Annotated in this window: 21 protein-coding genes; 6 read left to right on the top strand and 15 right to left on the bottom strand. The window is 72.5% G+C overall.

What is annotated here, in order from left to right; all coding sequences use genetic code 11:
* Positions 1–21: 21 nt before the first annotated feature.
* Positions 22–1215 (bottom strand): saccharopine dehydrogenase family protein, encoded by a 1194-nt coding sequence (locus tag ACYVID_RS12765; protein WP_460737584.1) that lies wholly within the window; start codon positions 1213–1215, stop codon positions 22–24.
* A gap of 65 nt (positions 1216–1280) precedes the next feature.
* On the opposite strand from ACYVID_RS12765, the gene ACYVID_RS12760 reads away from it, so the two are divergent.
* On the top strand, positions 1281–3386 hold the full coding sequence (locus tag ACYVID_RS12760; protein ID WP_460737582.1) for a beta-propeller domain-containing protein: 2106 nt from the start codon (positions 1281–1283) through the stop codon (positions 3384–3386).
* A 97-nt stretch (positions 3387–3483) separates the two neighbouring features.
* Here ACYVID_RS12760 and ACYVID_RS12755 read toward each other — a convergent pair whose 3' ends face one another.
* Both ACYVID_RS12755 and ACYVID_RS12750 read right to left on the bottom strand, forming a co-directional pair.
* The gene (locus ACYVID_RS12755) at positions 3484–4191 is read right to left on the bottom strand and encodes a hypothetical protein (RefSeq protein WP_460737581.1); all 708 of its coding nucleotides are present in this window, start codon (positions 4189–4191) and stop codon (positions 3484–3486) included.
* Positions 4192–4254: 63 nt separating this feature from the next.
* Positions 4255–4680, bottom strand: coding sequence for a helix-turn-helix domain-containing protein (locus tag ACYVID_RS12750; protein WP_460737579.1), 426 nt, complete (start codon positions 4678–4680; stop codon positions 4255–4257).
* Positions 4681–4871: 191 nt separating this feature from the next.
* Between ACYVID_RS12750 and ACYVID_RS12745 the strand changes: the two genes are divergently transcribed.
* Together ACYVID_RS12745 and ACYVID_RS12740 are read left to right on the top strand one after the other, a co-directional pair.
* A complete protein-coding gene (locus ACYVID_RS12745) occupies positions 4872–5141 on the top strand; it encodes a DUF2277 domain-containing protein (RefSeq protein WP_460737577.1) in 270 nt (89 codons plus the stop codon).
* Positions 5142–5172: 31 nt separating this feature from the next.
* Positions 5173–6000 carry an NAD-dependent protein deacetylase gene (locus ACYVID_RS12740; RefSeq protein ID WP_460737575.1) on the top strand — a complete coding sequence of 276 codons (828 nt, stop codon included), beginning with the start codon at positions 5173–5175 and terminating at the stop codon, positions 5998–6000.
* A gap of 39 nt (positions 6001–6039) precedes the next feature.
* Here ACYVID_RS12740 and ACYVID_RS12735 read toward each other — a convergent pair whose 3' ends face one another.
* A complete protein-coding gene (locus ACYVID_RS12735; RefSeq protein ID WP_460737573.1) occupies positions 6040–6387 on the bottom strand; it encodes a hypothetical protein in 348 nt (115 codons plus the stop codon).
* A 221-nt stretch (positions 6388–6608) separates the two neighbouring features.
* Entirely contained in the window at positions 6609–7295 is a 687-nt protein-coding gene (locus ACYVID_RS12730; RefSeq protein WP_460737571.1) for a metal-dependent transcriptional regulator, read from the bottom strand.
* A gap of 114 nt (positions 7296–7409) precedes the next feature.
* Here ACYVID_RS12730 and ACYVID_RS12725 point away from each other — a divergent pair, with 114 nt between their 5' ends.
* The 3 genes from ACYVID_RS12725 (at position 7410) to ACYVID_RS12715 (ending at position 11157) form a co-directional block, all read left to right on the top strand.
* Complete coding sequence (locus ACYVID_RS12725) at positions 7410–8771, top strand: cryptochrome/photolyase family protein (RefSeq protein ID WP_460737569.1); 1362 nt, start codon at positions 7410–7412, stop codon at positions 8769–8771.
* Positions 8768–9463: a hypothetical protein gene (locus ACYVID_RS12720; protein WP_460737567.1), complete on the top strand. Its 696-nt coding sequence runs from the start codon at positions 8768–8770 to the stop codon at positions 9461–9463. The genes ACYVID_RS12725 and ACYVID_RS12720 overlap by 4 nt, the downstream gene beginning before the upstream one ends.
* A gap of 65 nt (positions 9464–9528) precedes the next feature.
* Entirely contained in the window at positions 9529–11157 is a 1629-nt protein-coding gene (locus ACYVID_RS12715) for a glycoside hydrolase family 13 protein (RefSeq protein ID WP_460737565.1), read from the top strand.
* A 12-nt stretch (positions 11158–11169) separates the two neighbouring features.
* Here ACYVID_RS12715 and ACYVID_RS12710 read toward each other — a convergent pair whose 3' ends face one another.
* From ACYVID_RS12710 to ACYVID_RS12665, 10 genes are all read right to left on the bottom strand, one after another.
* Positions 11170–11619, bottom strand: a complete 450-nt coding sequence (locus tag ACYVID_RS12710) for a MarR family winged helix-turn-helix transcriptional regulator (RefSeq protein WP_460737563.1) — start codon at positions 11617–11619, stop codon at positions 11170–11172.
* A 299-nt stretch (positions 11620–11918) separates the two neighbouring features.
* A complete protein-coding gene (locus tag ACYVID_RS12705; protein WP_460737561.1) occupies positions 11919–14597 on the bottom strand; it encodes a methyl-accepting chemotaxis protein in 2679 nt (892 codons plus the stop codon).
* Complete coding sequence (locus tag ACYVID_RS12700) at positions 14594–15091, bottom strand: chemotaxis protein CheW (RefSeq protein WP_460737559.1); 498 nt, start codon at positions 15089–15091, stop codon at positions 14594–14596. The genes ACYVID_RS12705 and ACYVID_RS12700 overlap by 4 nt, the downstream gene beginning before the upstream one ends.
* Positions 15088–17478, bottom strand: coding sequence for a chemotaxis protein CheA (locus ACYVID_RS12695; RefSeq protein WP_460737557.1), 2391 nt, complete (start codon positions 17476–17478; stop codon positions 15088–15090). Before ACYVID_RS12695 ends, ACYVID_RS12700 begins: the two co-directional genes overlap by 4 nt.
* A 375-nt stretch (positions 17479–17853) precedes the next feature.
* Positions 17854–18252, bottom strand: a complete 399-nt coding sequence (locus tag ACYVID_RS12690; RefSeq protein WP_460737555.1) for a hypothetical protein — start codon at positions 18250–18252, stop codon at positions 17854–17856.
* Positions 18249–18629 (bottom strand): flagellar export chaperone FliS, encoded by a 381-nt coding sequence (gene fliS, locus ACYVID_RS12685; RefSeq protein ID WP_460737554.1) that lies wholly within the window; start codon positions 18627–18629, stop codon positions 18249–18251. Before fliS ends, ACYVID_RS12690 begins: the two co-directional genes overlap by 4 nt.
* Positions 18630–18661: 32 nt before the next feature.
* Positions 18662–19999 (bottom strand): flagellar filament capping protein FliD, encoded by a 1338-nt coding sequence (gene fliD, locus ACYVID_RS12680; RefSeq protein WP_460737552.1) that lies wholly within the window; start codon positions 19997–19999, stop codon positions 18662–18664.
* A 140-nt stretch (positions 20000–20139) separates the two neighbouring features.
* Positions 20140–21300: a flagellin N-terminal helical domain-containing protein gene (locus tag ACYVID_RS12675; protein WP_460737550.1), complete on the bottom strand. Its 1161-nt coding sequence runs from the start codon at positions 21298–21300 to the stop codon at positions 20140–20142.
* A gap of 144 nt (positions 21301–21444) precedes the next feature.
* The gene (locus tag ACYVID_RS12670; RefSeq protein ID WP_460737548.1) at positions 21445–21930 is read right to left on the bottom strand and encodes a sigma-70 family RNA polymerase sigma factor; all 486 of its coding nucleotides are present in this window, start codon (positions 21928–21930) and stop codon (positions 21445–21447) included.
* On the bottom strand, positions 21813–22193 hold the full coding sequence (locus tag ACYVID_RS12665; RefSeq protein WP_460737785.1) for a sigma factor: 381 nt from the start codon (positions 22191–22193) through the stop codon (positions 21813–21815). Before ACYVID_RS12665 ends, ACYVID_RS12670 begins: the two co-directional genes overlap by 118 nt.
* Between the last annotated feature and the right edge of the window lie 392 nt (positions 22194–22585).

The raw sequence follows: 22585 nt of genomic DNA, 5'->3' as shown, positions 1-22585 counted from the left end.
GTATGAACCCTCGGCGCGCGCTCAGCCCTCGGTCTGCGCGTCGACGACCTGGAAGGACATCCCGGCCGCCTGCAGCCGGGCGAGCAAGTTGTCGCCCATCGCCTGGGCGGTGGTGACCTGGCCCGAGGTCGGCGGGTTGTCGTCGAAGGCCAGGCACAGCGCGGACTCGGCCAGCATCTTGGCGGTCTCGGTGTAGCCCGGGTCGCCGCCCGAGACGCGGGTGTGGATGGTGCGGCCGTCGCCCTCGCCGACGAAGTCGACGGTGAACCAGGACTTCTCCCGGCGCGCCGGCGAGGGGCCCTCGCCCTGCTTGACGCGGGACTTCAGCAGGTTGCGCGCCGGCGGGATCTTCGCCGCGACGCCGATCAGCCCGACGCCGAGCGCGCCGCCGGCGGCGTACCGCAAGGTCTTGGTGCCGGCGAAGTGGGAGTAGCGGAAGTCGGGGCCGTAGACCCCGAGCGCGGCTCCGCTGCGGGCGACGACCTGCGGGTCGATGGTCGGCATGGGCAGCAGGTAGTAGCCGAGCACCGGGTCCTTGCCGGGCTTGCCGGCCACCGCGCGGCTCTTGCGACCCTCGGGGCGGGGCTCGACGCGGCGACGCTCCTTGAGCGCCTGGCTCATCTGCCGGCTGCGCTCGAAGGCGCCCATCGCGGAGTGGAAGGTGCCGCCCGAGAACGTTCCGGCCGCGCGCACGACGCCGCGCAGGGTCACGGGCCCGGCGGCGTGCAGCTGCTGGACGGTGTAGTAGGCGCCGAGGTCGTGCGGGATCGAGTCGAAGCCGCAGGCGTGCACGATCCGGGCGCCGGAGCGCTCGGCCGCAGCGTGGTGGCGGACGTACATCGTGTCGACGAACTCCGGCTCGCCGGTGATGTCGACGTAGTCGGTGCCGGCCTCGGCGCACGCGGCGACAAGCGGCTCACCGAGCTGCTGGTAGGGCCCGACGGTGGTCGCGACGACCTTGGTGCGGCGGGCGAGCGCCGCCAGCGAGACGGGGTCGGAGGTGTCGGCGATGACGATCTCGAGGTCCTGGCACCCGGGGTCGATGGTCGCCAGGTGCTGGCGCACCGCCTCGAGCTTGCCCCGGTTGCGGCCGACCAGCGCCCAGCGCAGGCCGCTGGGGGCGTGGCGGGCGAGGTACTCGGCGGTCAGGCCGCCGGTGAAGCCGGTCGCCCCGAAGAGCGCCAGGTCGAGGTCACGGGTCTGCGCGTCAGCCATGGGCCCATCGTCGCAGGCGGCCTCGGCACCGGGAACCGCGCGTCCGCGTCGTACGTCTCAGCAGCATGCGCGCACGCCCTCGGACCCTGCTGCTCAGCACCGCGACGGCGGGCGGACTCCTCGCCGCAGGGGTGCTGGTCGGCGTCTCCCTGGCCGACCAGGACGCCGCCCCGGTCGCTGACCCGGTCGGCGAGCCGACTGCCGAGCCGGGTCGTCCGGCCGGCTCGACGAGACCGGTCGCGTGGCAGGGGGACGGACTGGTGCCGGCCGACTCCTGCGAGGACCTGCTGGCCTGGCACGTCGACCGCGCGGAGGAGCTCGTGACCCCCTGGGGGTGGGGCGGGCACGTCGGCTGGCCGGTCGCCGCGCTGGACCTGGGCGGGGAGGCCCTGGCGTCGGTCGGGGGCGCCATGCGGTCCACCGCGTCGGACTCGGCGTACGCCAGCGGCGACGGCATGACGAACGCGACCCAGAGCGGCACCGGCACCAACGTCCAGGAGGCCGGGGTGGACGAGCCGGACGTCGCGAAGTCCGACGGCCGGCTCCTCGTGCGGGTCGAGCCGGGTGGCTGGGGAGGCAGGCTCGTCGTCGCCGACGTCACCGGCGCGACGGTGCGGGAGACCGCCCGGCTCGACCTCCCCGACGTCGTCGACCCCGAGCTGCTGCTCGTCGGCGACGCCGTCGTCGTGGTCGGCGCCGATCGGGAGGCGGAGCGGGGCGCCGAGGGGACCCGATTGCTCCGCGTCAACGTCTCCGACCCGGGCGCACCGGTCGTGACCGACACCGTCACCCTCGACTCCGCGCTGCTCTCGGTGCGCCAGCACGGGTCGGTGCTGCGGTTCGTGGTCGAGTCCGGGCTGCCGGACCTGCCCTTCGGTGCCCCCGGTCGCGGCGGTCCGCGCGGGCGCGCGGAGGAGGACGCGGCCCTCGAGCGCAACCTCGAGGCGGTCCGTGCCACGACGGTCGACGACTGGCTCCCCCACGTGACGACGTACGCCGCCGACGGGACGTCGCGGACCTCGCGGCTGCTCGCGTGCGAGGACGTCGCGCTGCCTGCCGACCCCGGCAGCGCCGACGGCTCGACCCCGGGGACGGTGGCGATCGTCGGGCTGGATGCCGCCGAGCCGCTCGGCGACCTCGGTGCGACCGACGACTCCGACGACTCCGGCTCCGACGACGCCGGCCCGGAGGACGCCGGCGGGGCCCAGGGGGTCGGCGTCGCGGTCGGCACGGACCTCGTCTACGCCTCGACCGAGCGGCTCTACCTCGCGACGTCCGGTGCCGCCAGCGGGTGCTGCTGGATGTTCGACGGGGTCACGTCGTGGCGCGGCGGACCGCTCACCGGCAGCCGGGTCGCGCTGCCGGAGCCGGACGGCACCAGCGAGCTGCACGAGTTCGTGCTGGAGGGGACGGGCGCGACATACACCGCCTCCGGCGAGGTGGACGGCGCGATCCGCGACCGCTGGTCCATGGACGAGCACGACGGCGTGCTGCGCGTGGCGGTCGGGCCCACCGTCGAGACCGGCAACTGGTCCTCGATCGTGGTGCTGGAGGACACCGGGGACGGCCGGCTCGACGAGGTCGGCCGGGTCGACCGGATCGGTCCCCGGGAGGACATCGAGGCCGTGCGGTGGTTCGGGGACCTGGCGCTGGTCGTGACCTTCCGGCAGGTCGACCCGCTCTACACCGTCGACCTCGCCGACCCGGCTCGGCCACAGGTCGTCGGGGAGCTGAAGATCCCGGGCTTCTCGGCGTACCTCCACCCGCTCGGACCGCACCGGCTGCTCGGGGTCGGTGAGGGGCCGGTGCCGTCCCGGCGGGGCGGGGAGTCCTGGGGCGCCCAGGCCGGCCTCTTCGACCTGGCCGACCTCGCCGAGCCGCGGCGGCTGGACGTCGAGTCCTGGGCACCGGGCACCCGGCACGTCGCGGCCACCGACCCGCGGGCCTTCACCTGGCTGCCGGGATCCCGCACGGCGCTCAGCGTGCTCACCCGCGGCTGGGGGGCGCGCACGGGGTGGGTCTCGGTCGTCCGGCTCCGGGACGGGGTCATCTCCCAGGAGCTGGTCGAGGTCGAGCACGGCTCGGACGTCGAGCGGGTGCGGCTGGTCCGGCTGCCCGACACCCGGGTGCTGCTCGTGACCGGCGACGACGCGTCGTTCTTCCCGGTCTGAGGCGTCGCCGAGGAGCAGGACAAGGGTCGAGCCCCGCCGCCCGGGGAGGGCGACGGGGCTCGGGACGTGCACGGCGCCGGAGCGCCGGGGGCGTGGGTCAGTCGCCGACCTTGGCGGCCGCCTCGGTGGTGGCCTGGGCCGCGGCGGTCGCGGTCTTCTTGGCCGCGGTCTTGGTGGCGGTGGCCGACTTCTTGGCCGGGGACTTCTTGGCCGTGGTGGCGGCCTTCTTGGCGGTCGACTTGGCCGAGGTCGCGGTGGTCTTCGCGGTGGTCTTGGCGGTCTTCTTGGCCTGCGTCGTGGTGGTCTTGGCCTTCGCCTTGGTGGTCTTGGCGGAGGTCGCGGCAGCCTTGGTGGACTCCTGCTTGCGGATGCGACCCACGAGCACCTCGCCGCGCTTGGCCAGGTCGGCGTAGGCGGCGGTCGCGGTGGCGGTGGTCTCGTCGAGCTGCTTGCGGACCTGGGTCGGCAGCGCGAGGGCCTCGCCCTGGAGCTCGGCGACGCGCTTCTCGATCGCGGTGCGGCGGGCCTTGGCCTCGTCGGTCAGCGCCTCGACACGGGCGTTGACGGTCTTCTCGACCTGGGTGCGCAGGGTGGTGGGCTCGAGGTCCTTGACGGACTTCTGCACGCGCTCGAGGCGGGACTGGGCGTCCTTCTGGAGCTCGACGAGCTTCTCCTGCACCTCGGCGACGTACTCGCGCACGGCCTCGACGGCCATGTCGACGACACCGGCGCCGGCGTAGAGGGTCTTGGTGGCCTCGGTCTTGAGGTCCTCGATGCGGACGGTGGGAAGAGTGGCCTTGGCCATGGTGGGACTGCTCCTTCGGTGGGCCGGAGGGCCCGTCGGGTCGGTCGTGGCGGGTGCCGCGACTCAGGGTGTGGCTTCGTGCTCCTCGCCCTGCGGGGCCGGGTCGGCGCCTGCGGTGGCGCTGCCCGGAGCAGCGCCGTTCATGGCGAGGAAGGACTGGTAGACGTCGAGCAGGGACTGCTTCTGCCGCTCGGTCAGCGCAGGGTCCGCGAGGACGGCCAGCTCGACCGAGCCGCCGATACCCTCGTCGGGGCTCACGATCCCGGCCCGCAGGTAGAGCTGCTCGGCCGAGATCCGCAGCGCCTTGGCGATCTGCTGGAGCACCTCCGCTGACGGGCGCCGCAGTCCGCGTTCGATCTGGCTGAGGTAGGGGTTGGACACGCCGGTCTGCTCGGCGAGCTGCCGCAAGGAGAGCTGCGCAAGCGTGCGCTGCTCCTTGAGGTAGTCACCCAGCGAGCCGACCGCCGTCGACACCTTTCCCTTGGCCATGTCCTCCATGGTGCTAGCAAGAGCAAGCACTTGCAAGTCGGCAAGCACGTGCATCGAGTCACACCCGATCCAACGAGTCAACCGTCGTTGGCTTTCCGCCACACCGGGGCTCGCTAGCACCCGGTTAGCGCGCAGGATGCTTGCAAGCAGCAGCACGCAGCCGCCAGCGCCCACCGACGTACGCTCGTCCCATGTGCCGCAACATCCGCCAGCTCCACAACTTCGAGCCCCCGGCGACGACCGACGAGGTCACCGCGGCGGCGCTGCAGTACGTCCGCAAGGTCAGTGGCTCCACGAAGCCCTCCCAGGCCAACCAGGAGGCCTTCGACCGGGCCGTGGCCGAGGTCGCCCACGCCACCCAGCACCTGCTCGACGCGCTCACCACCACCGCCCCGCCGAAGGACCGCGAGGTCGAGGCGGAAAAGGCCCGGGCTCGGGCTGCGGTCCGCTACGCCCGGTGACCGGCCGAGGGGACGGCCGAGGGAGGCTCGGGTGACCCAGACTGCCCTCCCGCGCAGCGAGCAGCTCCTGGCACCGGCCGTGGACCTCCTACGCGGGCGCCCGCTGGTGGTCCTCACCGGCGCCGGGCTCTCCACCGACTCCGGCATCCCGGACTACCGCGGCCCCGGCTCGCCGGCGCGGAAGCCGATGACCTTCCAGGAGTTCCTCTCCGGGCCCGAGGCCCGTCGCCGCTACTGGGCGCGCAGCCACCTCGGCTGGGGTCGGATGCGTCGCGCGGACCCCAACGACGGCCACCTGGCCGTGGCCCGCCTGGACGCGGAGCTGGTCATCACCCAGAACGTCGACGGACTGCACGAGCGGGTCGGCACCCCCCGGTTGGTCGCGCTGCACGGCCGGATCGCGGACGTGGTGTGCCTGGACTGCCGCCGCACCTCGCCGCGGGCGGCGCTGCAGGAGCGGCTGGACGCCCTCAACCCCGGCTGGCACGAGCGGCACACGGGTGTGCGGATCAACCCCGACGGCGACGTCGAGCTCGAGGACACCGCGGGTTTCGAGGTGCCAGGGTGCGAGGCGTGCGGCGGTGTGCTCAAGCCCGACGTGGTCTTCTTCGGCGAGAACGTCCCGAAGGACCGGGTCGAGCGCTGCTACGCCGCCGTCGAGTCGCTGGCCGACACCGACGGCGCGCTGCTGGTGGTCGGCTCGAGCCTGACGGTCATGAGCGGGCTGCGCTTCGTGCGCCGCGCCGCCGCGCTCGACGTGCCGGTGGTGATCGTCAACCGCGGCGAGACGCGCGGCGACCCGTTGGCGACGTACGCCGTCGAGACCGGCTGCACGGAGTTCCTGACCGCCCTGGCCTGAGCGCCTGCCCGGGCGGCGTGGGCAGCCCGACGAGCGGGGTCAGGAGGGCTCGGGGCGGTCGCGCAGCCGACCGAGCAGGTCGAGCAGCGCACCGAGGTCGTCCCCGGCCGGGGCGCCGGTGTCGACACCGGACAGCCGCTCCCGCACCGTGTCGGGAGGCAGTCGCACCCCGAGCTCCAGGACGTAGTGGGTGTCCTCGAGGCTGAACTCCAGGTCGACGACGCTCGCGGCGTGGAACTCGCCGTCCGGGTCGACCACGACCACCTGCTCGTCGATCTCGAGCCCGCGGGTCAGCCCGCTCTCGGAGTGGGAGACGACGAACTCCCCGCCCGCACCGGGGCCGTCGGTGAGCACGGCGGCACGCACCGGCACCGCGATCAGCTCCACGAGGCCCCCCCAACGACCTGCGCCGCTGGCTCGGCGCTCCACCACCGTAGACATTCCCTCCATGCACCGACAACGAGTCGGTGCGGGAGGTGGTCACGCGGGGTCGGCACCCGTCTGGACGGCCCTCAGGTCCGCCGTCGACCTGCCGATATCCCCCTGCAGCAGCCTCGCGGCGGCTCGAGGGCGGCCACCGCCCGGCCCGGTGCCGGGCTCAGCCCAGATCAGAGCCGGCGGACGAAGATGTGGTCGGCCGCCTCGGGCACGATCTCGGCCGACTCGCCGCCGGCGCCGACGAGCACGCCCTCCTCGGTGCGGACGACGGTGACGGTCTTGTCGGGCAGCGCACCGACGCGGCGCAGGGCGCTCATCAGCAGCTCGTCCTTCTGCATCTCCTCGGAGATGCGGCGCACCAGCACCCGGCCCTCACCCTGCTCTGCGGCTGCCGACAGCGACTCCACGCCGTCCATGAACGACTCGGCCGGCGCGGCCTGGCCGAGCTCGTCCAAGCCGGGGATCGGGTTGCCGTAGGGCGACTGCGTGGGGTGGTCGAGGATCTCGAGGAGCCGACGCTCGACGGTCTCCGACATCACGTGCTCCCAGCGGCACGCCTCCTCGTGGACCTGCTCCCAGTCCAGGCCGATGACGTCGACCAGCAGCCGCTCGGCGAGCCGGTGCTTGCGCATGACGCGGGTGGCCAGGCGCCGGCCCTCCTCGGTGAGCTCGAGGTGGCGGTCGCCCTCGACCGTGAGCAGGCCGTCGCGCTCCATCCGGGCCACCGTCTGCGACACCGTGGGGCCCGACTGGTGCAGGCGCTCGGCGATCCGGGCCCGCAGCGGGACGATGCCCTCCTCGACCAGCTCGTAGATGGTCCGCAAGTACATCTCGGTGGTGTCGATCAGGTCGCTCACGGGGCCATCATCCCATCCGGCGGGTGGGCGCCCCAGCGGGCCGTCCGGGCAGCCTCCTGGGGCGGCCGCTCGGGTGAGCATCGCGTCACCGGCCACCTGGCACCGTGTGGACCCATGACGTCGGTGATGTGGTTCCGCCGCGATCTGCGCCTGGCCGACAACCCGGCGCTGTGCGCCGCGGCGGACGAGGGCCCGGTCCTCCCGCTCTTCGTGCTCGACCCGGCGCTGTGGGGGCCGGCCGGCCCGAGCCGGCGCGCCTACCTCGGCGCCTCCCTGCGCTCCCTCGACGCCTCGCTGCGGCAGCGGCAGACCGGGCTGTCGGTCGTGCGCGGCGACCCGGTCCGCCGGGTGGTCCTCGCCGCGAAGGCGGTCGGAGCCGGGAGCGTCCACGTCTCCGCGGACTTCGGGCCGTACGGCGCCGAGCGCGACCGCCGCGTCGAGGAGGCCCTCGAGGAGGCCGGCATCGCGTTCGTGCGCACGGGGTCGCCGTACGCCGTCGACCCCGGCACCGTGCGCAACGGCTCGGGGCAGAACTTCAAGGTCTTCACCCCGTTCTCCCGGCGCTGGGCCGACCACGGCTGGCCCTCCCCCGTCGACGCGCCCACCGGCGTCTCGTGGGTCTCCCTCGACGACACCGACGAGTCCACCACCGAGATCCCCGACCCCGACCTGCCCGCCGGGCTCGAGCTGCCCGAGGCCGGCGAGGCCGCCGCGCACGCGCAGTGGGAGCGCTTCCTGGACAAGGTGGCGGCGTACGACGACGACCGCGACCGCCCGGGCGTCGACGGCACGAGCCGGATGTCGGTGCACCTGAAGTACGGCGAGGTGCACCCGCGCCAGCTGCTGGCCGACCTGTCCCGGCGTACCGGGAAGGGGGCCGGCACCTACCGCACCGAGCTGGCGTGGCGCGACTTCTACGCCGACGTGCTGCACGCGCGACCCGACAGCGCGCGGGAGTACTACAAGCCGGAGTTCGCGAAGATGCCCTACGACCGCCCCGGCAAGCAGCTGGAGGTCTGGGCCGCGGGGCGCACCGGCTACCCCATCGTCGACGCCGGCATGCGCCAGCTGCGCGCGACGGGGTGGATGCACAACCGGGTGCGGATGATCGTGGCCAGCTTCCTGGTCAAGGACCTGCACGTGGAGTGGCAGCACGGTGCCCGGCACTTCCTGCACTGGCTGGTCGACGGCGACCTGGCGTCGAACAACCACGGCTGGCAGTGGACGGCCGGCTCGGGCACCGACGCCTCGCCGTTCTTCCGCGTCTTCAACCCCACGACCCAGGGGAAGAAGTTCGACCCGCCCGGCGACTACGTCCGTCGCTGGGTCGAGGAGCTGTCCGACCCCGACCGGGTCCCGGACCCCCACGACCCCGACCCCGACACCCGCGACCTCGTCGGCTACCCGCCCCCGATGGTCGACCACAAGGAGGAGCGGCGCGAGGCGCTGGACAGGTACGAGAAGATCCGCGGGTGAGCACCCTCCTCGTCCCCTCCGCGTTCCACGGTCCCCCCGGCTCCGGCAACGGCGGGTGGTGCGCCGGCGCGATCGCGGCCGTGTGCGGCAGCGGCACCGCCCTCGGCCGCACGGTCGAGGTGACGCTGCGCCTGCCACCGCCGCTCGAGGTCCCGCTGCCGGTGCAGGAGGAGGACGGGACCGTCACCGCGCTCGACCCCGAGGGTCGCACCGTGCTGTCCGCGCGGGTCGTGGAGGCCGGGCTCGAGCCCTCGGACCCGGTCGAGGTCGAGGTCGCCCGGGCGGCGGAGGCGGACTTCGTCGGGCACCGCGCGCACGCGTTCCCGGGCTGCTTCTCCTGCGGGCCCGACCGCGCGGAGGGTGACGGGCTGCGGATCTTCCCCGGCCCCGTGCCCGGCCGGCCCGGGACGGTCGCGGCCACCTGGACGCCGCACTCCTCGACGTACGAGATCGCCTGGGCGGCGCTGGACTGCGCCGGCGCCTGGGCCACCGGCCTCGAGGACACCCCGCGCGTGCTGGGTCGGATCACGGGGCGGCTGGACCGGCTGCCCGAGCTGGGGGCGACGTACGTCGTCACGGGCGAGGCACTGGGCTCGGAGGGCCGCAAGCACCACGCGCGCACGACGCTGCGCGACGCCTCGGGCGAGTTGCTCGGGGTCACCCGGCAGGTGTGGATCGACGTCGCCGGCTGAGCCGGCCGAGGCGCTCGCGCCGACGGACTTTTACCGGTACACCAGCCTGTGCCACCATGTCCGCCATGGCCCTTGAGCAGACGCACGTCGAGTGGTGGCGCCACGCCGTCATCTACCAGGTCTACCCCCGCTCCTTCGCGGACGCCGACGGCGACGGCGTCGGCGACCTGGCCGGCATCACCAGCCGCCTGCCCTACCTGCGCGACCTCGGGGTGGACGCGGTCTGGATCTCGCCGTTCTACCGCTCGCCGCAGAAGGACCACGGCTACGACGTCTCCGACTACTGCGACATCGACCCGCTCTTCGGCACCCTCGAGGACGCCGACACCCTGCTCGCGACCGCCCACGACCTCGGCATCAAGGTCGTCGTCGACCTGGTGCCCAACCACTCCTCCGACCAGCACGTGTGGTTCCAGGAGGCTCTGGCCGCCGGGCCCGGCAGCCCCGAGCGAGCGCGCTACATGTTCCGCGACGGCCGCGGGCCCGACGGCTCCGAGCCGCCCAACAACTGGCTCTCGGTCTTCGGCGGCTCGGCGTGGGACCGGGTGCCCGACGGCCAGTGGTACCTCCACCTCTTCGACTCCTCCCAGCCCGACTTCGACTGGCGCAACCCCGAGGTCGGCGACATGTTCGAGGAGGTCCTGCGCTTCTGGCTGGACCGCGGTGTGGACGGCTTCCGCGTCGACGTCGCGCACGGGCTGTTCAAGGAGGAGTCGCTGCGCGACCAGGTCGTGCCCGAGGGCGAGCGGCAGCGCGGCGGCGCCGACGTCAACGAGCAGAAGTCCATGGTCGAGCGCACCCACCGCGACGAGCCCATGTGGGACCAGCCGGAGGTCCACGAGGTCTACCGCCGCTGGCACAAGGTGCTCGAGGAGTACGACGGCGACCGGATGACCGTCGCCGAGGCCTGGACCCAGACGCCGGAGTCGATGGCGCGCTTCGTGCGCGACGACGAGATGAGCCAGTCCTTCAACTTCACCTGGCTGCTGGCCTCGTGGTCGGCGACCGCCTTCGCCGACGTCATCACCAGCACCTTCGAGGCGCTGGAGGACGTGCACGCCGACCCGACCTGGGTGCTGTCCAACCACGACGTCGTGCGGCACGTGACCCGCTACGGCGGCGGCGCCCAGGGCCTGGCCCGGGCCCGGGCGGCCACGCTCACGATGCTCGCGCTGCCGGGGTCGGCCTACCTCTACCAGGGCGAGGAGCTGGGCCTGGAGCAGGTCGACGTGCCCGAGGACGACCGCACCGACCCGAGCTGGTTGCGCACCCGCGACACCGACGCGCCGGAGATCGGCCGCGACGGCTGCCGGGTGCCGATTCCGTGGAGCGGGTCGGAGCCGCCGTACGGCTTCGGACCGGGCACGGGCCAGCCGTGGCTGCCGCAGCCCGAGGGCTGGGGGCCGCTCAGCGTGGCGGCGCAGGACGCCGACCCCGCCTCGACGCTGGCGTTCTACCGCCGGGCGATCGCGGCCCGGCGTACGTTGCTCGGCGGGCCGGGGACGGTGGAGATCCTCGACGACCACGGGCTCGGCGAGGACGTCCTGGCCTTCCGCCGCGGCGACCTCACGGTGCTGCTCAACTGCGGCTCCTCCCCCGTCGCCCTGCCCGAGGGCGAGGTCGTGGTGGCCAGCGGGGAGCTGCGCGAGGGCGACCGGGAGCTGCCGGGCGACACGGCGGTCTGGCTGCGCTGAGCGCGGCCCGGGTCAGGCCTGGCCGAGCGAGTCGTTGTAGCGCGCGAGGAGGTCGGTGAACCGCTCGAGGTCGCCGGCCTCCCAGCCGTCGAGCCGCTCGGCGAGGTAGCTGCGGCGCTGCTCGGCGACGGTGCGCAGCCGCTGGACGGCGTCCGGCGTGGCCGTGAGCAGCCAGGCCCGGCCGTCCTCGGGGTCGCGCGACTTCTCGACCAGCCCCAACTCCATGAGGTGGGCGACCTGGCGGCTGATCGCGCCCTTGTCGACGGTGAACAGGTCCGCGACCGACGAGGCCCGCATCGGACCGTTCTCCGCGACGTGGCTCAGCATGAGGTACGACGCCGGCTGGAGGTCCGGGTGGACCAGCCGGGCCCGCTCGGCGATGACGCGGCGGATGCGGCGCACGAGCACGCCGACCTCCTGCTCGAGCCGGACGAGCGACTCCGGACGGGGTGCGGCACACATGGTCCGGCGATCGTAGGGGACACGGCACCGCCGAACCGTCACTTCCGAACCCCCGACCTGTCAGTTCCGAACGCTCGAGACGCCGTAACTAAATCGCTCGAGCGCGGATCGCAGCTCGACGGTTCAAGAGAGACGGCTCGGCGGTTCCGAGGTGCCGGTTCGGCGGTTCCGAAGTGCCGGGTCGGCGGGGCTGGCAGCGGGTCCGGGCGTGGACGGACCCGGTCGCGCTGGGGGGTGGTGCGCGACCGGGTCCGGTCCGGGGGGCTGCCACGCGCTGGGAGGGCGCGCGGCGGCAGGGGTCAGACGCGGAAGCGTCCGACCTGGGCCTTGAGCTCGGCGGCCATGGTGGAGAGCTCGGTCGCCGACTGCAGGGTGTTCTGCGCGCCCTGGCGGGTGTCGTCGGCCGCGGAGGCCACCTGGGAGATGTCGTCAGCGATGCCGTTGGCACCGCCGGCGGCCTCGGTGACCGAGCGGGCGATCTCGTTGGTGGTGGCGGTCTGCTCCTCCACCGCCGAGGCGATGGTGGTCTGGATGTCGTTGATCCGACCGATCACCTCGGAGATCTCACTGATCGCCGAGACGGCTCCGGAGGTGTCGCCCTGGATCGCCTCGATCTTGCGCCCGATGTCCTCGGTCGCCTTGGCGGTCTCCTTGGCCAGCTCCTTGACCTCGTTGGCGACCACGGCGAAGCCCTTGCCGGCGTCGCCGGCCCGGGCCGCCTCGATGGTCGCGTTGAGGGCCAGCAGGTTGGTCTGCTGGGCGATCGAGGTGATGACCTTGATGACCTGGCCGATCTCGGCCGAGGACTCGCCGAGGCTGGCCACGGTGTCCTGGGCCTGGCTGGCCACCCCCACCGCCCCGGTGGCGACCGAGGCGGCCTCCGTGGCGTTCTGGGCGATCTCGCGGATCGAGGCGGTCATCTCCTCCGCCGCCGAGGCGACGGTCTGGATGCTCGCCGAGACCTCGGAGGAGGACGCGCTGGCGCTGGCGGCCTTGTCAGAGGTGACGCTGGCGCCGTCGCCCATCCCCTGGGAGAGGATGGTCAGCTGCTCGGCCGCGACGCCCAGGGCGTCGGCGGTCTGGCCGATGGTCGACATCGACTCGCGCAGCGTGCCGAGCAGGCTCGAGAGCCCACCGGCCAGCTGGCCGACCGCGTCGTCGCCGGACACGGTGATCTCGCGGGTGAAGTCGCCGTCCACCGCCGACTGCACGACGTCGAGCACGACCTCGACCTTGGCGGCCAGCTCGGCGGCCTGCTCGCGCTCCTGGGTCTCCTTGGTGATGCGGGAGAAGGACTGCGACACCAAACGCCCCACGTTGCGCAGGGTGTCGAGCCGCTGCGGGCTGGGCTGCACCTTCTCCATCATGAAGAAGTCCATGGTCCCGCGGACGCTGCCGTCGACGATGATCGGGAAGCACAGGCCCGACTTCACTCCCACACGCTGGGCCACGGGGGCCCGCACGCAGTCGGTCATCTCGCCGATGTCGAGGGTGAAGAACAGGTCGCGCGTCGCCCAGGCCCGGCCGGACAGGCCCACGCCCTCGGCGAAGGTCGAGGACAGCGTGACCTGTCGGAACTCGGGGCCGGCGTCCCCGGACTCGGAGTCGAAGTGCAGCAGGCCGTCGCTGTCGTCGATGGCCCAGAAGGAGCCGTAGGCCCAGCCGAACTCCTCCCGGACAGTGTCCAGGGTCTGCTGGATGGCCTCCTCCTTCGTCGTGGCCGCGGCCAGGACGGCCAGGGTCTTGTTGAAGGCGTTGGCGTCCATCATCGTGTTGTCGCGGTCGGTTTCGGCCTTCAGCTTGTCGGTGATGACCTCCCAGGTGGCCATGGCACCGATGTACTCGCCCTCGTCGTCGCGGATCGCAGAGACCAGCAGGTCCAGGGTCTCGGGGCCGACGGAGATGTTGGCCCGGCGAGGCAGCTGGTTCTCGTCCGCCAGGATCGCGCGCTGGTAGTCCGGCGTCTTGTGGAAGGCGTCCAGGCTGGTGCCCACGATCTCGTCGACGGGCACGGGGAGGTACTCCTGCAGCCCACGCAGGGTCTCCAGCGAAGCCGGGTTCATGTAGGTGATGTTGAAGTCGCGGTCGGCGAACATCATGTTCGTCGGGCTGTTCTCCATCATCGAGGTCACCCGCGCGACCTGCTTGGCCAGCGCCAGCTTGTCCGTGATGACCTCCCAGGTCGCCATGGCCCCGATGTACTCCCCGTCCTTGTCGCGGATGGGCGAGACGTTGAGGTCAAGGGTCTCGGGGCCGACGGAGATGTTGGCCCGGCGGGGCAGCTGGTTCTCGTCCGCCAGGATCGCGCGCTGGTAGCCGGGGTTCTTGTGGAAGACGTCCAGGCTGGTGCCCACGATCTGGTCGACCGGGACAGGGAGGTACTCCTGCAGCCCACGCAGGGTCTCCAGCGAAGCCGGGTTCATGTAGGTGATGTTGAACTCGCGATCGGCGAACATCATGTTCGTCGGGCTGTTCTCCATCATCGAGGTCACCCGGGCGACCTGCTGCTCCAGCGCCAGCTTCTCGGTGACCAGGTCCCACGTCGCCATCGCGCCGACGTACACACCCTCGTCGTCGTAGATCGCCGCGACGTTGAGGTCGAGGGTCTCCGGGCCGACCTGGATCAGCGCCTGGCGGGGCAGGTACTTCTCCGGGTCGGCCAGCAGGCCACGCTGGTAGGACGGGTCCTTGTGGAAGATGTCCAGGCTGGACCCCACGAGCCTGTCCGGCGAGACCGGGATCCAGTCGGCGAGCCCGCGCAGGCCCTCGACGGTCGCCGGGTTGGCGTAGGTGATGACCAGGTCGGTGTCGGCCAGCATGACGCGGGTCGGCAGGCTGTCGAGCACCGAGCGCATCTTGGTCAGGTCGGGTGCGGTTGTCTTGGTGGCGGGCTTCGCCGTCGCCGTCCGCACGGCCTTGGCCCGCGCGGAGGCGGTGCCGGAGCCGTTCTGGGTGGCGCGGGTCTGGAGCTCGGTCACGGCGTTCCTCCGGTGGTGTCGGGTGAGGAGACGTCGACGGCACGTTCGGCGTCGACGACGAGCAGGATCGATCCGGGCAGGGGCAGCACCCCGCCGACCACGTCCTGCACCGTGGGGGGCAGGTTGGCCGGAGTGGGTTGCAGCGGGACGTCGGTGGTGTCGATGACGTCACCGATGTCGTCGACGAGCAGGGAGACGACCTCGCCGCGGGAGCGGACGATGACGTTCATGGGCAGCTCGCCCTCGGGGCGCGGCGGGAGCCCGAGCCGGCACCGCAGGTCGAGCGCGGTCACGATCTGGCCGCGCAGGTTGATGAGGCCGTGGACGGCGTCGGGTGCGCAGGGCACGACCGTCAGCTGCTGGTAGCGCAGCACCTCCTGGACGTGCTCCACCTGGAGGCCGAAGTAGAGGCCGTCGACCCAGAAGGTGCACATCTGACCGGTCATCGCCGAGGTCGGCGCTCCGGCGGTCGGGGTGAGTGTCGTCGCGGTCATCGCACACCTGCCAGGAGGGGACGCACCACGGCGTCGAGGTCGACCAGGTCGGTGACCCGGTCCTGGACGACGGCGGAGCCGAGGACGCCGTTGCGCTTGCCGACCTCGGTCGGCACGACCTGCTCCTCGACGACGTCGAGGACCCGGTCGATGACGATGCCCACGCGGTGGCTGCCGTCCTCGTGGACGACCACGCTGATCTGGTCCTCGGTCGGCGGGGACTCCGCGAGGCCGATCGCCGGGGCCAGCCGGACCAGGGGCAGGATGCCGTCGCGGTACTGCACGACCTCCGCCCCGCCGGACCGCTCGATCCGGGCCAGGTCGAACTCCTCCAGCCGGGAGACCGCCGTGAGCGGCAGCGCCGCTCGGCGGCCCTGGGAGACCTCGAGCACGAGCAGGGCGCGGGCGTCGACGGTCCCGACGGCGACCTCGGCCTCGGCCGCGTGCGCGGCCCCGATGACCCGGTCGCGGGCGATGCCCGCCACGTCGAGGATCAGCGCGACCCGCCCGTCGCCCATGATCGTGGCCCCGGCGTACATCGGGATCGCCTTGAGCTGGCGCCCGATCGGCTTGACCACGATCTCCTGGGTGTCGTGGACCTCCTCGACGCAGAGGCCGAAGCGGACCTCGTCGGCCTGGACGACCACGATGGTCAGCCCGTCGGGGGCCGCCTTCTCGCCACCCAGCGCCTCGGAGAGGGAGACCAGCGGGAGCAGGCGACCGCGCAGGCGCAGCACCGGGGCCCCGGCCAGGGTCTCGACGTTGTCGCGGAGGTCCTGGCCCTCCAGGCGCACCAGCTCCACGAGGTTGGCCTGCGGGATGGCGTAGCGCTCCCCGCCCTGGCCGACCACGAGCGCCGGGATGATCGCCAGCGTCAGCGGGATGCGGATGCGCATCATCGTGCCGGCGCCGACGGTCGAGGTCATGTCGACGCTGCCGCCGATCCGCTCGATCGAGGTGCGCACCACGTCCATGCCGACGCCGCGACCGGAGACGTTGGTGACGGTCTCGGCGGTGGAGAAGCCGGGCTTGAAGATGAGGTCGAGCACGGCGCGCGGCTCCATCCGGGCCAGCTGCTCGCGCGAGACGACGCCGCGGCTCACGGCGACGTCGCCGATCTTCGCGGGGTCGATGCCCTTGCCGTCGTCGGTGATCTCGACGACGACCTGACCGGACTCGTGGTAGGCGCGCAGGGAGAGCTTGCCGGCGGCCGGCTTGCCCTGGGCGACCCGGTCGGCCGGCGGCTCGATGCCGTGGTCGAGGGAGTTGCGCACCAGGTGGGTCAGCGGCCCCTTGAGCGCCTCGAGGAGCGAGCGGTCGAGCTCGGTCTCGTGGCCCTGCATGTCCAGGTCGACCTCGCGACCGAGCTGGTGGGCCAGGTCGCGCACGATCCGCGGCATCTTCGACCAGACCTGGCCGATCGGCTGCATGCGGGTGCGCATCACGCTCTCCTGCAGCTCGCTGGCCACGAGGTCCAGGCGCTGCGAGGCCCGCACCAGCTCGACGTCGTCGGCGGTCTCGGTGCGCTGCAGGATCTGGTTGCGGGTCAGCACCAGCTCGCCGACCAGCTGCACCAGGCCGTCGAGCAGGTCGACGTCGACGCGGACCGAGGAGTCGACCACCCCGCGGCGGCCCTCCTCCGGCTCGGCGTCGACCGCCGGCTCGGCGGCGGTCGCCGCCGGCGTGGGTACGACGGGTGCCGGCGGCTCGACGGCAGGCGCCGCCTCCTGCACGACCGGCGGGGGCTCGACCGGCTCGACCGGCTGGGGCGGTGCGGGTGCGGCCACGGCGGCCACCTCCTCGGTGACGGGCTGGACCTCCGCGGCCGGAGCGTCCTCGAGGGTCTCCGGCCGGACGTGCTCGACGACCTCCTCGACCGCCTCGACCGCTTCGACGACCTGGGCTGCGGGCTCGGCGACGACCGGGGCGGCAGGCTCCTCGACCGCCTCGGCGGCGGTCTGGGCCACGGGCTCGGGCGCAGCGTCGCCGTCGGCCTCGCCGGCCAGCACGCGCTCGAGCATCGCGACGACCGACTCCACGTCCACGGCCGGGTCGGCGTCGCCGGTGCCGTGCTCGATCGCCTCGAGCAGGGCCCGGACGGTGTCGACCATGGTGAGCAGCGCGCCGGTGGTGGCGGTGGTCATCGTCATCTTGCCGTCGCGCAGGCGGGAGAGCAGGTTCTCGCCGACGTGGGTCAGCGCCTCGAGCCGGTTGAAGGCGAGGAAGCCGCTGGTGCCCTTGATGGTGTGGATGGTGCGGAAGATGCTGGACAGCAGCTCGCGGGAGTCGGGCGTGCGCTCGAGCTCCACGAGGTCGCGGTCGAGCTGGTCCAGGTTCTCGTGGCTCTCCACGAGGAACTCGGCCACGATCTCGGCGTCGTCGTCCATCCCTCCCCCTTCGCTTGCGGTGCTGACCGGTGCCGGTCAGTGGAGCGCCTGCCCGAGCGGCCCGCGGACCCGGGTGACCCCGGTCGCGGCTCGGCGCGTCGATGACCCCCATCGGCGCGGCCGGCGAGGACCTGAGCGGTAGGAGCCGGTTGTGGTGCGGGTGGGACGGCTCGGGACCTTGGTCCCCTCTGTCCACAGGCCCACTCCGGCCCGCCGGCAGCCGCGCCCGGACGCAGGAACACCGCGACCCCTGCCCGGGAGAGTGGGCAGGGGTCGCGGTGACCGGGGGGAGGTGGAGGGTCGACCTGGGGCGCTGCCCACGGACGCGGGCGGCGCGGTGCGGCGGGTCGTGCCGGCCGGCAGCGGGAGACGACGTCAGATCGTGACGTCGACGTACACCGGGTAGGGCGTGACCGCCTGGTCCCGGCTGTTGGCCTCCGCCACCGCCTGCTGGCGCCAGGTGTGGTGCAGGGTCTGGCTCATCTTCTCGATGAGGTCGTGCTGGCGGCGGTGGATGCCGAGCGCCCGCTCCACGAGGACCGCGGGGATCGGGCCGATGTCGTCGTCGGGCAGGTCCCACGGGTCGGTGCGGAACTCCAGGCCGCGCGCCAGGTTGCGCTCACCTCGCATCACGTCGAGCTCGATCCGGTCGAGCACGATCTCCCACGCGGTCACGTCGGCGTGGGCCATGACCGTCGGGTCGCCGACCTGCACGTCGAGGAGACGTGCGGTGGCGTGGTCGACATCGGCATGGGTGGCGTGGACGGCGCTCATGCGACCTGGGCCGCGGCGAGGGCGGCCTCGCGCCAGGTGGCGCAGAGGTCCTCGACCAGCCGGAGGCAGCCCTCGGTGGTGGCGGCGTCGCGGCCGATGTTGGCGCGGACCAGCTGCAGGTGCAGGAAGTCGTAGATGGAGGCCAGGCCGGGGCCACCCTCCCAGGCGTCCACGTCGAGCGTGGCGCGCAGCTCCAGGACGATGTCCTGGGCGTGCAGCAGCTGGGTGTGGGCCTCGGCGTGGTCGCCCTGCTGCTGGGCGGCCATGCCCCTGCGGACGTCGAGCACGAGACGCTCGTAGAGCATGACGAGCAGGCGGGCGGGGCTGGCGGTCGCGACGGATGCATCCATGTATGCGGCGCGAGGGTCTGAGTACATGATGGGGTGCCTTCCTTGACTTCCCGTGGGTGTCAGCTGCTGCTCGACGGAAGCGAGCTGAGCTGACCGGCCAACCAGCTGGACTGGCTGGACATCTGTGAGAGCGCCGTCTCCAGCGCGGTGAACTGCCGCTCGAGAGCGGTCCGGCGCAGCGTCAGCCGGCGGTCCCACTCGTCGATGGAGTCCTCCATCCGGTCGATGCCGGACTGCCGACCGGTGATGGCCGCGCTGAGCGTGCCCTCGGTCGAGTCGCTGGCACCCTTCGCGACCGCGGCCACCCGGGCGGCGAAGCCGTCGCCCGTCGTGGTGAACATCTCCGCGGTGCCGACCGGGTCCGCGGCGTACGCCGCCTTGAACGTCGTCTCGTCGAGCTCGAGGCGTCCCGAGCGGGTCACCTGGATGCCGTACGCCGCCAGGCTGGTGCCGCCGGCGTCGCCGCGGATCGTGTCGAGCAGGGCCGTGCGCAGCTGGCGCGCCGCGCCGTCGCCGGCGAGCGGTCCGGCGGTCTTGCCCGCGCCACCGGCGGCGGCCTTCACGTCGATCTCGCCGAGGGCGGCGTTGATCGAGTCGACGAGGTCCTTGACCTTGGCCGACATCCCGCTGGTGTCGCGGGCGACGGTGATGGTGGAGACCGTGCCGGTGGTGGCGGCGGCCCCCAGGGTGATCGTCGTGCCGGGGACCACCTCGGCGAAGGTGTTGGTCGCGCTCGTGGCCGTGATGCCAGCGCCGAGGTCGATCGAGGCGTTGCTGCCGGCCCGGACGGTGGCACCGCCGAGGAGGGGGGAGCCGTCGAGCGCGGTGAGGTCGAAGTCCTCCACCGCGCCGGTCTTGGTCGACTCGACGAGCAGCCGGTAGCTGTTGTCGGCCTGCTTGACGACGGTGGCCGTGAGCCCCGTGGCGTTCTCCGGCTTGTTGATGGCGGAGACCAGGCCCTGGAGCGTGCCGTCGCCGCTCTCGAGCTCGACCGGCGAGCCGTCGAAGCGGTCCAGGCGCACCTTGGTGGAGGCGCCGGTGACGACGTCGGAGAGGCCGGCAGCGTTCGCGAAGCCAAGCTGGTGGGTGGCCGCCACCCCGGTGACGGTGACCGTCAGCGAGCGGGGCGAGGCCGAGCTGGTGGCGCTGACGCCGACGGCGGCGTTCGAGCTGGTGGCGGTCAGCGGCCGCCAGGCGGTGTCCTTGGCCAAGGCCTCGGCCTTCGTGGCCAGGCCGGCGACGGTCTTGTTGAGCGCCTGGAGGCTGGTGAGGACCAGCTTCTCGTCGGAGATGCGGGTCTTGAGCCGGTTCTGCGGGGCGGCCTCCAGCTGCATGAGCTGGTTGATGATCGTCGCGGTGTCCAGGCCGCTGGCCAGGCCGGAGATGCTTGCTGCCATCGAGGTCGCCTCCTCTCGCGCTCCCGGGTGGTGCCGTGCTGCTGGTGGTACGGGGTGGTGCTGGGAGTCCCGGGGACCGGGGCGACGACGGGGTCGCCGTCGGGCCCCGGTCACCGGGACTCAGGTGCTGCTGGGGTGGATCAGCGCAGCAGGCTCAGGACGCCCTGGGGCGCCTGGTTGGCCTGGGCGAGCATCGCCGTGCCGGCCTGGGAGAGGATCTGAGCCCGGGTGAAGCTCATCATCTCCTGGGCCATGTCGGTGTCGCGGATCCGGCTCTCGCTGGCGGAGAGGTTCTCGGCGGTCACGTTCAGGTTGTTGATCGTGTGCTCGAACCGGTTCTGCAGGGCACCGAGGTTGGCGCGGGCGGTCGACACGTTCTTGATGGCGGTGTCGATGACGGAGATCGAGGCGTTGGCGGCCGTCTGGCTGGTCAGGTCCACCTGCGTGTCGACACCCAAGTGGGCCGCGGAGAAGCCGCCACCGGTAGCGGCCTCGGCAGTGCCGGCGCCAGCAGTGGTGCCCGTCGCGGCCGCGCTAACCGTCACCGCGGAGCCGTTACCCGACTTGGCGGTGACGAGGAGCTGACCCGTCGCCCCGTCGACCGACGCCGAGAACGCGGTCTTGAACGCGGTGTCGGCGTTGAGGGCGTCCGCCGTCTCCTGAGCCGTGTTCGTCACGCCGATCGTTCCCGTCGTGACCTCGATGGCTGCGCTGGTGACGGGCCCCGTCGTGTCGGCCGCCTGGTTGAACGTGAAGGTGCTCGCTGTCGACACCGTGCTGTCGGTGAAGAGGTTCTGAGCGGCCGTGCGACCACCCTGGATGTCCACGGTGATGGTGTCACCGGCGGCGTAGCCGACCTGGAACTCCTTGCCGGTGAACGAGCCGTCGAGGAGCTTGACGTTGTTGAAGGTGGTCTTGTCCGCGATGCGGGTCAGCTCCTCCTTCAGCGCAGTTGCCTCCGCGTTGATCGCACTCCGGGAGTTGGTGTCGTTGGAGTCGTTGGCCGACTGCACGGCCAGGTCGCGCATGCGCTGGAGGATCGAGTGCGTCTCGGTGAGCGCACCCTCAGCGGTCTGCACGACCGAAACACCGTCCTGGGTGTTGCGGACCGCGACCTTGAGACCACCGATCTGCGAGCGCAGGCCCTCGGAGATCGCCAGGCCCGCGGCGTCGTCGGCGGCACGGTTGATGCGGAAGCCGCTGGAGAGCTTCTCCAGGGACTTGCTCATCTGGCCCTGCGTGACCGACAGGTTGCGGTAGCTGTTGACGGCGTCGATGTTCTGGTTGATGCGAAGACTCATGATGGATCCCTTCCTGGATGTGAGTCGGTCGGCCCGTCCATGGGCCTCGACGAAGCACATCGGCCCCGGTCGGAGCTGCTTGAGGAGTTTTCTCGAGCAGTTCCGTCCGGGGCCGACGCGGCGCCGAGCAGAGGTGCGGTTCTCCTAGGCGGTGCCGGCCTGGGGGATCCGGACGCTGACCCGACCGGCGGCATGGCGGGCGGCCACGGCCTCGAAGTAGGCGTTGCGGCGCTGGGCGGCGCAGCCGTGGGGTCGGGCGTGCGGCGCGACCAGGCTGGGGTCGAGCGCACTGTTGAGGGCGTCGCGCAGCAGGACCAGCGCCTCGGCGCGGATCTGGGAGACCCGGGACTCGGTGACCCCGAGAGTCTCGGCGATCTCGGCCATCGGTCGCTCGGCGAGGAAGTACTCCTGCACCACGATCCGCAGCCGCTCTGGCAGCTCGGCGATCGCGTCGACGAGGTACTCCAGCTTCTCGCGGTGCTCGACCAGGTCGGCCGGTGCCGGGGCGGTGCTCACGAGCATCTCCTCGAAGGAGACCTCCGAGCCCTGCAGCGACAAGACGTTGGCCCGGGCGACGTCGCCGTCGTTGTTCTCGACCTCGGCGACCGAGATGCCGAGCGCGGCGGCCACCTCGTGGTTCTCCGGTGCCCGGCCCAGGCTGTTGCCAGGGCGCTGCGGGCGGCGTCGAGGTCGCGGCCGCGGCGGCGGACCGAGCGCGAGGCCCAGTCGACCTGACGCAGCTCGTCGAGGATCGCGCCGCGGATGCGGCTGGCGGCGTACCGGGTGAACGGCACCCCACGGTCGGGCTCGTAGGCCCGGGCCGCCTTGACCAGGGCGGTCAGGCCGGCGGACTGCAGGTCGTCGCGGCTCACGTGGGCCGGGACGCGGGTCATGGTCTCGCGGACGATGTGGGACACGAGCGTCATGTGCTCGACGACGAGCCCCTCACGCATCGGGTCGTCGTCGCGGTGTCCGTCGCCGGTCGAGTCGTTGCTGCTGCACGCGTCGTTGTCCACGCGGGCCTCCCTCAGTTGCTCCCCTCCGCCGGCCCTCCCTGACCGACGGGTCGTGCTCGGCCCTCCCAGACCGGTGCACAGATGACAGGTTGCGCTCGTTTGCGCAAAGCCGGAAGGGTTTTGGACCGGAGTGGCCCAAAGGGGCTCTTCGTACTTCAGGTGGGGATGAGGGTGTCGAGTCCTCCGCCGATGAGGAGCATGCGTAGCCGGTAGTTGTTGTAGTTGCGGAAGCCGCGGGCGACGCGGCGGTGGAGCTCGATGAGGCCGTT

Source organism: Nocardioides ginkgobilobae (genome assembly GCF_054781275.1).
Note: the sequence above shows the minus strand (reverse complement) of the source record. Positions and strands in the feature narration are given on the sequence as shown.

What these genes read in the sequence shown, in the direction of transcription:
- ACYVID_RS12760 (WP_460737582.1), top strand. Translation starts at nt 1,281, where the DNA reads ATGCGCGCACGCCCTCGGACCCTGCTGCTCAGCACCGCGACGGCGGGC.
- fliD (WP_460737552.1), bottom strand. Translation starts at nt 19,999, where the DNA reads ATGGCAGCAAGCATCTCCGGCCTGGCCAGCGGCCTGGACACCGCGACG.
- ACYVID_RS12665 (WP_460737785.1), bottom strand. Translation starts at nt 22,193, where the DNA reads ATGACCCGCGTCCCGGCCCACGTGAGCCGCGACGACCTGCAGTCCGCC.
- ACYVID_RS12675 (WP_460737550.1), bottom strand. Translation starts at nt 21,300, where the DNA reads ATGAGTCTTCGCATCAACCAGAACATCGACGCCGTCAACAGCTACCGC.
- ACYVID_RS12750 (WP_460737579.1), bottom strand. Translation starts at nt 4,680, where the DNA reads ATGGCCAAGGGAAAGGTGTCGACGGCGGTCGGCTCGCTGGGTGACTAC.
- ACYVID_RS12715 (WP_460737565.1), top strand. Translation starts at nt 9,529, where the DNA reads ATGGCCCTTGAGCAGACGCACGTCGAGTGGTGGCGCCACGCCGTCATC.
- fliS (WP_460737554.1), bottom strand. Translation starts at nt 18,629, where the DNA reads ATGTACTCAGACCCTCGCGCCGCATACATGGATGCATCCGTCGCGACC.
- ACYVID_RS12725 (WP_460737569.1), top strand. Translation starts at nt 7,410, where the DNA reads ATGACGTCGGTGATGTGGTTCCGCCGCGATCTGCGCCTGGCCGACAAC.
- ACYVID_RS12745 (WP_460737577.1), top strand. Translation starts at nt 4,872, where the DNA reads ATGTGCCGCAACATCCGCCAGCTCCACAACTTCGAGCCCCCGGCGACG.
- ACYVID_RS12710 (WP_460737563.1), bottom strand. Translation starts at nt 11,619, where the DNA reads ATGTGTGCCGCACCCCGTCCGGAGTCGCTCGTCCGGCTCGAGCAGGAG.
- ACYVID_RS12700 (WP_460737559.1), bottom strand. Translation starts at nt 15,091, where the DNA reads ATGACCGCGACGACACTCACCCCGACCGCCGGAGCGCCGACCTCGGCG.
- ACYVID_RS12755 (WP_460737581.1), bottom strand. Translation starts at nt 4,191, where the DNA reads ATGGCCAAGGCCACTCTTCCCACCGTCCGCATCGAGGACCTCAAGACC.
- ACYVID_RS12695 (WP_460737557.1), bottom strand. Translation starts at nt 17,478, where the DNA reads ATGGACGACGACGCCGAGATCGTGGCCGAGTTCCTCGTGGAGAGCCAC.
- ACYVID_RS12765 (WP_460737584.1), bottom strand. Translation starts at nt 1,215, where the DNA reads ATGGCTGACGCGCAGACCCGTGACCTCGACCTGGCGCTCTTCGGGGCG.
- ACYVID_RS12690 (WP_460737555.1), bottom strand. Translation starts at nt 18,252, where the DNA reads ATGAGCGCCGTCCACGCCACCCATGCCGATGTCGACCACGCCACCGCA.